Here is an 11,005-nt window from a genome sequence, read left to right as displayed (position 1 = left end):
GACGACGCTCATGCCACCCTTGACCCATGCCCGAAGGTGACACGGTCTGGCAGGCCGCGAGGCGACTGCACGACGCCCTCGCGGGAAAGGTGCTGACCCGCTCGGATCTCCGGGTGCCGAAGTACGCGACCGCCGACCTCGTCGGACGCACCGTCCTGGACGTCACTCCGCGCGGCAAGCATCTCCTCACCCGCATCGAAGGCGATCTGACGCTCCACTCCCACCTGCGGATGGACGGCTCCTGGAAGGTGTTCACGAACGACCAGCGCTGGACCGGCGGCCCGGCGCACCAGATCCGGGCCATTCTCGGTACCCACGACCGCACCGCCGTCGGTTACCGCCTCCCCGTCCTCGAACTGCTGCGCACGGGCGACGAGTCACGAGCCGTAGGCCATCTCGGCCCCGACCTGCTGGGGCCCGACTGGAACCCCGAGGCAGCCCTCTCCAACCTCCTGGCGGAGCCCGCCCGCTCCCTCGGCGAGGCCCTCCTCGACCAGCGCAACCTCGCCGGCATCGGCAACGTGTACAAGAGCGAGCTCTGCTTCCTCCTCGGCGTCACCCCGTGGCTCCCCGTCGGCGCCCTTCCCGCCGATCGCGTCGCGAAGCTGCCCGCCCTCGCGAAGAAGCTCCTGGAGGCCAACCGCGACCACCCGGTACGCAACACGACGGGCCGTCGCGGCCCGAACCTGTTCGTCTACGGCCGCACGCCCCGCCCCTGTCTGCGCTGCGGAACACCGGTCCGGGTCGCCGATCAGGGCGACGGCTCCCGCGAGCGCCCGACCTACTGGTGCCCGGCGTGCCAGACCGGGCCCGCCCCGGCGCCGGGTTCCCCGCCGACGCGCCGCATCCGCCCTCGCACCGTCCGGTGAGTCCCGTCAACGACCGTTCTCCGCCCAGTCGTCGACGGGCCGTCTGCGGCCCCGCATCGACGATCCACCCGCGACATACGAACGACCCGTCGTAATCGACGAACGGTAATTGACGGACCGTCAGAAACCCTCGTACGGTCCCTTCATGCCCGTCAAGGCGTACGACCTCACCGGACGCACCGCATTCGTCACCGGCGCCGCAAGCGGAATCGGCCGCGCCTGCGCCGTACTCCTCGCCGAGGCGGGCGCCACCGTGCACGGCGCGGACCTCGACGCGCGCGGCCTGCACGAAACGGCGACCCTGATCAAGGACCGCGGCGGCACGGCCCGCACCCACCACCTCGACGTCACCGACCGCACCGAGGTGCGGCAGGCCGTCGAGTCCTGCGAGCGGCTGGACGTCATGGCCGCCGTCGCCGGGATCATGCACAGCAGTCCGGTCCTGGAGACCCGGGACGAGGACCTCGACCGGGTTCTGGCCGTCAACTTCAAGGGCGTGCTGTACGCCTGTCAGGAGGCGGCCCGCCTGATGCTGGCCCGCGACAGTGGCGGCAGCATCGTCACCATGGCCTCGGGCGCCGTGGACACCGGCGGCCCCGGCCTGCTCTGCTACGGCGTCGCCAAGGCGGCCGTGGTCCAGTTGACGAAGACTCTGGCGACGGAGGTCGGCCGGTACGGGATCCGCGTCAACGCCGTCGCCCCGGGCTGGATCCGCACCCCCATGACCGACCGCCACGACGCCGGCGCTCAGGCGCACACCGAGGCGCTCATGGCCCGCATGTCACCCCTGGGTCGGGTCGGCGAACCCGAGGACATCGCCCACGCCGTTCTCCACCTGGCCTCGGACGCGTCGGCGTTCACCACGGGCCAGATCCTCCGCCCGAACGGCGGCGTGGCGATGCCCTGGTAACCGCGCCCCAGGAGACCCCGAAGAGCACTTCGGTCGGCCTCACTCAGCCCCTCCCCTCCGGGTCCCCACCACGCCCGCACTCCACCCTGGGCCCGCACCCCGCCCTACGCCCGCACTCCGCCCTGGGCCCGTGCACAGCCGCCCCCAGCCCGAACCAACGCCGCCTCCCAGGCCCGTCGCGCCCGCACCCCACCCGACCCTCGCCCCCAGCCGTATCCCGGCCGCACCGCACCACAACATCCCGCCCTGAACCGGGCATCACGCGCACGGCGCGGAGTACTCCACAAGCGGCCTCGGCCTCCCCACGGATCCACCCCATGCAGACCCCCGGTGGACCCGAGGGCACCAAGCCCTCTCTCGAGCCTCCGGTCGGCAGCCGGCAGTCGGCAGCCGACACGTCCAGCCGCCGGTACCGCCCGGCACCCCACCGGGTCCACGACCTCTGTCCAGCGGTGGCGAAAGTCGCTCACCGGACATCGCTCACCGGACAAGGCTTCGGCCAGTCATCGGCCCCGGCTCGCCACCGAGCGCGAGGGCGGCGCTGCCCAGCCGCCCTCCTCGCCCCGCCTTACAACGCCCGACCCCCGCCCCCTCCGCCGGAAGACACCTACCCCGACACCTCCTCCGCGGTCCCGCCACCACTCGCCGCAGCACCTCACCGGCCCTCCGGCCACCCTCGACCCCATTCCCCGCACCACCTCAACCAGCCCTCCGGCCACCCTCGACCCCATTCCCCGCACCACCTCAACCGGCCCTCCGGCCACCCTCGACGTCACTCCCCGCGCCACCACCACCAGCCCTCCGGCCACCCTCGACCCCCCGCCAAGCGACTCTCCATCGCCCCTCCCCGACCGCCCCCACCGCACGCGCCTTGGCCACGCAGTGCACGGGCAGGAGGCTCAGCCCCCACCCCCCGGCGGCAACCGCTCCCTCCAGTACTCCGGCATCGGGGGCCACGGCGAGCCTCACCACGGCCCACCACCACGCCGTGCCCAACCCGAGGCCGAGCCCCAGCGCGACGCCTCGCCCCGCTATTCGCCTCACCACGGCCGTCACCTCCAGCCCGACGCTCACCACGACACCCGGTAACCTCACGCGCTTGCGAGAAGACCGACGCCAGACGCCCGACCCCGGCGTCGGCAGGGCGCGCGGGCGGCACACCGGCGCATCGGCCGAGCCGATCCGCCGCCCGCGCCCCCGCCGCCTCAGACGGTCTCCGCCTGGAACATCCAGTGATGCTTCTCGAGATCGGCGGTGATGCCGATGAAGATGTCCTGGCTCACAGGATCCGCGTCGCCCGTGCCCGCCACCCGCTCCCGCATACGGGTGATCGCCGCGCCGAGAGCGGCGACGAGCGCGTCCACCGCGTCGGAGTCCTTGACCCAGCCCGCCGGCACCGCACCGATCCCGCTGCCCGCCGCCACCGTCGCCGCACGCCCATCCGGCGAGACGCCGAGCGCCGAGGCGCGCTCCGCCACGGTGTCCGAGTGGGCGCGGGCGACATCCACGACCTCGTCGAGCTGGAGGTGGACGGACCGGAAGCGGGGCCCGACGACGTTCCAGTGGACCTGCTTGGCGACGAGCGACAGGTCGATCAGGTCGACGAGCGCGCCCTGCAAGGCCTCGGAGACGGTCTTCAGATCGGCGTCGGACAGGGGACTCTTCACGACGAACATCGGTACCTCCGGTGGTTGGCCCCCGCCGTGCCCCTTCACGATGCCCTCGGCGCCCCGCACCGGCAAACGGACGACGGACGCGAAAAACCCCGACCGCACCTCTCCGGGTCTTCCCGGAGAAACCCCGGCCGGGGCCTCACACTTGCGTTCCTGCGTGCCTGCGTCGCGTCACATGCCCACGCGTCACACGCCCGCGCGCGTGAATGTCACGCGGCGACCACGTCCACCGCCTCGGCGGGTGCCTTGATGGTCACCCGCTCCGGTGGCACACCGGTCACCGACACGGAACCCAGCATCGGGCGAACCGACGCCGGTACAGGCTCCCTGGGGGTGGCGGCAGCAGACTGAGCCAGCTCGGCGAGAGCGAGCTCGTCGCTCACTTCCCGCATGAGCTCGGACATCCGTACGTCCAGCGCGTCGCAGATGGCGGAGAGCAGCTCAGAGGAAGCCTCCTTCTGCCCCCGCTCCACCTCGGAGAGATAGCCGAGTGAGACTCGGGCGGACGAGGAGACTTCGCGCAGAGTACGGCCCTGGCGCTGGCGCTGCCGACGCAGCACGTCACCCAGCAGGCGACGGAGCAGAATCATCGGTGGCTCCCTCCTCGGACCGCGTAGCCGCATCCTTCACGCCCCACCGTACCGCCTTGCGCTGCGGCCGTGCGGGGAGCGATGTCGTGTTCACTCAGGGCTGCAAACATCAAAACCCCCCGTTCTGTTCCGTATCCTGTGCCCGCTCGTTCCCGGTGTGTTCGCCCGCAAGCTCTGTCAGGAGCAGTGCGAGTACGCTCCGTACACTCTCTCTACGAATTTCCGCCCGGTCGCCGTTCAACCGCAGGGCCTCCACTTTTCCGCCGCCGGCGGAACCGGACTCCGCCCCGGACGGGCCGTCCACCGCCACGAAAACCGTCCCCACCGGCTGTCCGTCCTGCGGATCGGGGCCGGCGACACCCGTGGTCGCGATGCCCCAGTCGGCGTTCAGCGCCTTCCGCACTCCGGCGGCCATCTGGGCCGCGACCTGCGCGTCCACGGCCCCGCGCGCGGCCAGCAGCTCCGCGTCCACCGCGAGCAGACCGTGCTTGAGATCGGTGGCGTAGGCGGTGACGGAACCACGGAAGACCTTGGACGCACCGGGGACGGTGGTGATCTCCGCGGCGACCAGGCCACCGGTCAGCGACTCGGCCACGGCGAGCGTCTGTTCCCTCACCGTGAGTAGTCGCACCACATCCGTGGCCGGGGAATTCACGCTTGCGTCTCCTCCAACGCGGCCTCGCGCTCGGCGATTCCCTGCCTGCGCAGCACAACGGCCTGCCTTATGTAATCGAGCCCGGTCACCACGGTCAGAACGACGGCCGCGGCCATCACCCACCACCTCATGGTGGCCAGCCAGCCCGTCAGCGGAAGGACGTACATCCCGACCGCCACGCCCTGGATGAGCGTCTTCAGCTTGCCGCCCCGGCTCGCCGGGATGACCCCGTACCGGATGACCAGGAAACGCAGCAGCGTGATCCCGAGTTCCCGGCCGAGGATCACGATCGTCACCCACCACGGCAGGTCACCGAGCGAGGAGAGGCAGACCAGCGCCGCTCCCATGATCGCCTTGTCGGCGATGGGGTCGGCGATCTTCCCGAAGTCGGTGACGAGGTCGTACGTCCGCGCCAGGTGCCCGTCGAACAGGTCGGTGATCATGGCGATCGCGAAGGCCGCCCAGGCGAACGCGCGCCACGCCGGGTCGTAGCCGCCGTCGGCCAGCATCAGCGCGACGAAGCCGGGCACCAGGATCAGCCGAAGCATGGTCAGCAGATTGGCGACGTTCCAGACGCTCGCCTGATTGACGGCGGCGGCCGCCAGCTTCGCGCCGCGCGGCGGCCGGCCCGCACCGCCCGGATCGGCGACCGTGGCCGCGTCGGCGGACCCTTCCACAGGAGTCACCACGGTCCTCGCCGCCTGCGAGGCCTGGGAACCGGGTGAGGTCTGCGAAGCCGGTGAGGCCTGCGAGGAGCCGCCCGCAGCCGATGCCGGAACACCCGTCATCTGCCCGCCTCCTCACTACACCCGGACGAGCCCGGCAGGGGCTCGGCCACCAGGTCGACGCCTTCGGTACCGACCACCTTCGCCTCGACCATACGACCGACGCTCAGGTTTTCGCCCGATGTGAGCAGCACCTGGCCGTCCGTCTCCGGAGCCTGGTGCTCTCCACGGCCGTACACGCCTTCCTCGTCGACCGACTCGACCAGTACGTGCACGGTCTCGCCGACGCGCTCCTCGGCCCGCTGCGAGACGAGCTCCTCGGCGAGCCGGGAGACCCGGGCGAGCCGCTCGGCCACGACGTCCACGTCGAGCTTGCCGTCGTACGTCGCGGCCTCGGTGCCGTCCTCGTCGGAGTAGCCGAAGACGCCGATCGCGTCGAGGCGCGCGCCGTTCAGGAAGCGCTCCAGCTCGGCCAGGTCCGCCTCGGACTCACCGGGGAAGCCCACGATGAAGTTGGAGCGCACACCGGCCTGGGGCGCCTTGCTGCGGATGGTGTCGAGCAGTTCCAGGAAGCGGTCGGTGTCGCCGAAGCGGCGCATCGCGCGCAGCACGCCGGGCGCCGAGTGCTGGAAGGACAGGTCGAAGTAGGGCGCGATCTTCGGAGTCGAGGTCAGCACGTCGATCAGGCCGGGCCGCATCTCGGCCGGCTGGAGGTAGCTGACCCGCACCCGCTCGAGGCCGTCGACGTCCGCCAGCTCGGGCAGCAGCGACTCCAGCAGCCGGATGTCGCCGAGGTCCTTGCCGTAGGAGGTGTTGTTCTCGGAGACCAGCATGATCTCCTTGACGCCCTGCTCGGCCAGCCACCGCGTCTCGTTCAGCACATCGCTCGGCCGGCGCGAGATGAAGGAGCCGCGGAAGGACGGGATGGCGCAGAAGGAACAGCGCCGGTCACAGCCGGAGGCGAGCTTGACCGAGGCGACCGGGGCGCCGTCCAGCCGGCGCCGCAGGGGCGCACGGGGGCCGGAAGCCGGGGCGACGCCCTCGGGAAGGTCGTTCGGCCCATGGCCGGGCAGGGCCACGGACGCGGCCGAGTCCTGGCGTTCCGCCGGGCTGACCGGCAGCAGCTTGCGCCGGTCGCGCGGGGTGTGGGAGGCGTGGATGCCGCCGTTCAGGATGGTCTGGAGGCGGTCGGAGATGTCGGAGTAGTCGTCGAAGCCGAGCACGCCGTCGGCCTCGGGCAGGGCTTCGGCGAGCTCCTTGCCGTACCGCTCGGCCATGCAGCCCACGGCCACCACGGCCTGGGTTCTGCCATGACCCTTGAGGTCGTTGGCCTCCAACAGGGCATCGACGGAGTCCTTCTTGGCGGCGTCGACGAAACCGCAGGTGTTGACGACGGCGACGTCCGCGTCCTCGGCGTCCTCCACGAGCTGCCAGCCGTCCGCCTCCAAACGGCCTGCGAGCTCCTCCGAGTCCACCTCGTTACGGGCGCAGCCAAGGGTGACGAGTGCGACGGTACGGCGTTCAGGCATGGGCTCAAGACTACTTTGTCCCACCGACACCGAACGTCGACGGGGTTGGCGATCTTCGCCAACCCCGTACACCCGAAGGCACGCCTGGCTCATCCAACCTGCGGGTCGCCCTTCGTGTACGTCAGCCGCTCCACGGCGCCGGGCCGGAAGTCGTCGTCGAGCTTCTTGCCGTTGACGTACAGATCGATCGCGCCGGCGTCGCCCAGGACGAGGTTGATCTTCTCGCTGTCCTGGAAGGTCTTGGACTCGCCCTTCTTGAGCAGACCGTCGAAGAGCAGTCGGCCGTTGTGGTCCTTGGCGGCGACCCAGCTGCGGCCGTCCGCGGCGCTGACCTGGACGGTCACCTTGTCCTGAGGGGCCGCGGCGATGGCGCTGTCGGAGGGTTCCGGCTTCTCGTCGACGGGCTTGTCGGTCTTCGTCGTGGGTGCGGCGGTCTTGCCGGTCGCGGGGGTGGCGCCGTCGGCGACCTGATCCTTCGAACCGTCGTCGTCGCCGCCCGTGAAGGCGGTGAAGCCGACGAAGCCGACCACCGCGACGATCGCGGCGACCATGGCCGCGGTCCAGTTCGGCCCGCGCCGCTCGGGGCGGATACGTTCCGCCTCGAAGAGGGGCGCGGCCGGCGTCGGCGCCGGACGGCCGCCGTGGGTGTCGTCGTACCGCTCGATCAGCGGGGCGGGGTCGAGGTGGACGGCCCGGGCCAGGGTCCGGATGTGCCCACGGGCGTAGACGTCCCCACCGCAGGGGGTGAAGTCGTCGGACTCGATGGCGTGGACGATGGCGATGCGGACCCGGGTGGCGGAACTGACGTCATCGACGGTCAGCCCGGCCGCGATACGGGCCTGCTTCAGGGCGCGGCCGATGGAGAGGGGGGCTTCCTCGGACGGGTCTTCGAACGGACGCTCGTCTTCAGGGGAGTTGCCGATGGACACGGGGGCGCCTTTCGAGCGTGTAGCCACCTGTGCTGGAGGTTCAGTCTAGGGGGGGTGCCAAAGGGAGGGGCAACCGGGCGGTACGACTTTGTACGCCATCGGTATGGCCGGTCACACCGATGACGGGCCGGTTTACGGCCCCGGCGGGGAGCCGCACCTGTCCTCTCGCTCAACTGGACGTACGCCAAAGGGAAACGGTTGCCCACTGCTCTCTAACGGGTGAGTCACGGTCGGCCTCCGCTTCCCTCGCTGACGTCTACCCCGCGGAATCCCCCCGGATCACGGCGAGCACGCCGTCCAACTCGTCCGGCTTCACGAGAACGTCGCGTGCCTTGGAACCCTCGCTGGGTCCGACGATGTTCCGCGACTCCATGAGGTCCATCAGCCGGCCGGCCTTGGCGAAGCCGACGCGCAGCTTGCGCTGGAGCATGGACGTCGACCCGAACTGGGTGGAGACGACCAGCTCGGCCGCCTGGCACAGCAGGTCGAGGTCGTCGCCGATGTCCTCGTCGATCTCCTTCTTCTGCTTGGTGCCGACCGTGACGTCGTCCCGGAAAACCGGCGCCATCTGGTCCTTGCAGTGCTGTACGACGGCCGCGACCTCGGCCTCGGTCACGAAGGCGCCCTGCATACGGGTCGGCTTGTTCGCGCCCATCGGCAGGAACAGCCCGTCACCCTTGCCGATCAGTTTCTCGGCGCCCGGCTGGTCGAGGATGACGCGCGAGTCGGCGAGCGAGGAGGTGGCGAAGGCGAGCCGCGAGGGCACGTTCGCCTTGATCAGTCCGGTGACGACGTCGACCGACGGACGCTGGGTGGCGAGCACCAGGTGGATGCCGGCCGCGCGCGCGAGCTGCGTGATGCGCACGATCGAGTCCTCGACGTCACGCGGGGCGACCATCATCAGGTCGGCCAGCTCGTCGACGATCACCAGCAGGTAGGGGTACGGCTGAAGCTCGCGCTCACTGCCCTCGGGCGGCTTGACCTTGCCGTTCCTTATGGCCTCGTTGAAGTCGTCGATGTGCCGGAAGCCGTACGCCGCCAGGTCGTCATAGCGCAGGTCCATCTCCCGTACGACCCACTGCAGCGCCTCGGCGGCCCGCTTCGGGTTGGTGATGATCGGCGTGATCAGGTGGGGGATGCCCTCGTAGGCGGTCAGTTCGACGCGCTTGGGGTCGATCAGGACCAGCCGCACGTCCTCGGGGGTCGCGCGGACCATGATCGACGTGATCAGGCAGTTGATGCAGGACGACTTGCCGGAACCGGTGGCTCCGGCCACGAGGACGTGCGGCATCTTCGCCATGTTGGCCATCACGTAGCCGCCCTCGACGTCCTTGCCGAGCGCCACCAGCATCGGGTGGTCGTCCTCGGCCGCGTCCGCCAGCCGTAGCACGTCGCCGAGGTTGACCATCTCCCGGTCGGTGTTCGGGATCTCGATGCCGACCGCGGACTTGCCGGGAATCGGGCTGATGATCCGCACGTCGGGGCTGGCGACGGCGTACGCGATGTTCTTCGCCAGCGCCGTGATCCGCTCGACCTTCACGGCGGGGCCGAGCTCGACCTCGTAACGGGTGACCGTCGGCCCGCGCGTGAAGCCCGTGACGGCCGCGTCGACCTTGAACTCGGTGAAGACGTTCGTCAGCGAGGCGACGACGGCGTCGTTGGCCGCGCTGCGCGCCTTGCCGGGACCGCCGCGCTCCAGGAGGTCGAGCGAGGGCAGCGAGTAGGTGATGTCACCGGACAGCTGGAGCTGCTCCGCGCGCGGCGGGAGCTCGCGCGCCTCCTGGGGGGCCTTGGTCAGGTCGGGGACCGCTCCCCCACCCGTCCTGAGCTTCTCCTGCCTGGGCCGGGGGGCCGGTGCCGGAACGGGCGTCGGCGTGGTCGGCTCCCCGTCGCCCCCGCTCACCCCCTGGGTGAGGTCCGCGACGATCCGCGAGGGCGGCATGCCGTGCAGGACGGCGCCGTCCAGGTCGGCCGCGGCGGCCGCGGCGATGTCCACCGCGTCCATCCGCCGGTCCATGGCCGGCTGCGGCACCGCGGAGCGCCTGGGACGGCCACGCCGCCGGGAGAGCGCCTCCTGCTCGGCGTCCTCGGGGTCGTACCCCTGATCGGACGCCGGGCGCCGGCGGGGGCGCCCGGGCAGCGCCTCGCGCCACTGCTCGTCGTAGCGCGTGTCGTCGTCGAAGTCCTCGTACGCGTCCGCCGCCGGGTCGTGCAGCACACCCAGCCGCACCCCGAGCTGCCGCAGCCGCTGCGGAATGGCGTTGACCGGGGTCGCCGTGACGACCAGCAGCCCGAAGACCGTGAGCAGCACCAGCATCGGCACGGCGAGAACCTCGCCCATGGTGTACGTCAGCGGGGTCGCCGCACCCCAGCCGATGAGTCCGCCCGAATCCCTTATCGCCTGCATGCCGTCGCTGCGGGCGGGCGCGCCGCAGGCGATGTGGACCTGGCCGAGCACACCGATGACGAGCGCGGACAGGCCGATCACGATCCGGCCGTTGGCCTCGGGCTTCTCCGGGTGCCGGACGAAGCGCACGGCGATGACCGCCAGCAGGATCGGCACCAGCAGGTCGAGCCGCCCGAAGGAGCCGGTCACCAGGATCTCGACGAGGTCGCCGACCGGGCCGCGCAGGTCGGCCCAGGTGCCCGCCGCGACGATCAGCGCGAGACCGAACAGCAGCAGCGCGACGCCGTCCTTGCGGTGCGCCGGGTCGAGGTTCTTCGCGCCGTTCCCTATGCCGCGGAACACGGCGCCGACGGCGTGCGCCAGACCGAGCCAGAGGGCGCGCACCAGCCGGTAGACGCCCCCCGTGGGGCTGGGAGCCGGCGCGGGCACGGGTTTCCTGGCCGCGGCTTTCCTGGCGGGCGCCTTCTTCGCCGGGGCCTTTTTGGCGGCGGCCCTCTTCGCCGGAGCCTTCGCGGGAGCAGCCGCCTTCCTGGCGGGCTGCTTCTTGGCTGCGGACGGACGTGAGGCCATGGGTGTGAGGTTACCGGTGGAGACCACTGGGGACACGTGTGCCCACTGCTTCACCCGTTCGTGTCGCCCTCCCGAGGACGCGGAACTGACACGTCGGCCTTGGGTGGAGGCGGAACTGACGCGCCCTCATGCGCAACTCGTCACGTCG

Annotated in this window: 9 protein-coding genes; 2 read left to right on the top strand and 7 right to left on the bottom strand. The window is 71.1% G+C overall.

Going from position 1 to position 11,005, the window contains the following annotated elements; translation table 11 throughout:
• Positions 1-26: 26 nt before the first annotated feature.
• Together QF030_RS30240 and QF030_RS30235 are read left to right on the top strand one after the other, a co-directional pair.
• The gene (locus QF030_RS30240) at positions 27-869 is read left to right on the top strand and encodes an Fpg/Nei family DNA glycosylase (protein ID WP_307165731.1); all 843 of its coding nucleotides are present in this window, start codon (positions 27-29) and stop codon (positions 867-869) included.
• A 145-nt stretch (positions 870-1,014) separates the two neighbouring features.
• On the top strand, positions 1,015-1,779 hold the full coding sequence (locus QF030_RS30235; RefSeq protein ID WP_307165730.1) for an SDR family NAD(P)-dependent oxidoreductase: 765 nt from the start codon (positions 1,015-1,017) through the stop codon (positions 1,777-1,779).
• A 1,205-nt stretch (positions 1,780-2,984) separates the two neighbouring features.
• On the opposite strand, the gene QF030_RS30225 is transcribed toward QF030_RS30235, so the two are convergent.
• The 7 genes from QF030_RS30225 to QF030_RS30195 all read right to left on the bottom strand — a co-directional run bounded on the left by QF030_RS30225 (position 2,985) and on the right by QF030_RS30195 (position 10,857).
• Positions 2,985-3,455 (bottom strand): Dps family protein, encoded by a 471-nt coding sequence (locus QF030_RS30225; RefSeq protein WP_307165729.1) that lies wholly within the window; start codon positions 3,453-3,455, stop codon positions 2,985-2,987.
• 206 nt (positions 3,456-3,661) lie between these two features.
• On the bottom strand, positions 3,662-4,042 hold the full coding sequence (locus QF030_RS30220) for a helix-turn-helix domain-containing protein (RefSeq protein WP_020125026.1): 381 nt from the start codon (positions 4,040-4,042) through the stop codon (positions 3,662-3,664).
• Positions 4,043-4,151: 109 nt separating this feature from the next.
• A complete protein-coding gene (locus QF030_RS30215) occupies positions 4,152-4,697 on the bottom strand; it encodes a CinA family protein (RefSeq protein ID WP_307165728.1) in 546 nt (181 codons plus the stop codon).
• The gene (pgsA, locus tag QF030_RS30210) at positions 4,694-5,485 is read right to left on the bottom strand and encodes a CDP-diacylglycerol--glycerol-3-phosphate 3-phosphatidyltransferase (protein ID WP_307165727.1); all 792 of its coding nucleotides are present in this window, start codon (positions 5,483-5,485) and stop codon (positions 4,694-4,696) included. Before pgsA ends, QF030_RS30215 begins: the two co-directional genes overlap by 4 nt.
• On the bottom strand, positions 5,482-6,951 hold the full coding sequence (rimO, locus tag QF030_RS30205; RefSeq protein WP_307165726.1) for a 30S ribosomal protein S12 methylthiotransferase RimO: 1,470 nt from the start codon (positions 6,949-6,951) through the stop codon (positions 5,482-5,484). The genes pgsA and rimO overlap by 4 nt, the downstream gene beginning before the upstream one ends.
• Before the next feature lie 89 nt (positions 6,952-7,040).
• Complete coding sequence (locus QF030_RS30200) at positions 7,041-7,880, bottom strand: helix-turn-helix domain-containing protein (protein ID WP_307165725.1); 840 nt, start codon at positions 7,878-7,880, stop codon at positions 7,041-7,043.
• Positions 7,881-8,136: 256 nt separating this feature from the next.
• Entirely contained in the window at positions 8,137-10,857 is a 2,721-nt protein-coding gene (locus QF030_RS30195) for a DNA translocase FtsK (RefSeq protein ID WP_307165724.1), read from the bottom strand.
• Positions 10,858-11,005 lie beyond the last annotated feature (148 nt).

Source organism: Streptomyces rishiriensis, from assembly GCF_030815485.1.
Classification (GTDB): domain Bacteria; phylum Actinomycetota; class Actinomycetes; order Streptomycetales; family Streptomycetaceae; genus Streptomyces; species Streptomyces rishiriensis_A.
This window is presented reverse-complemented; position numbering and strand designations above follow the sequence as displayed.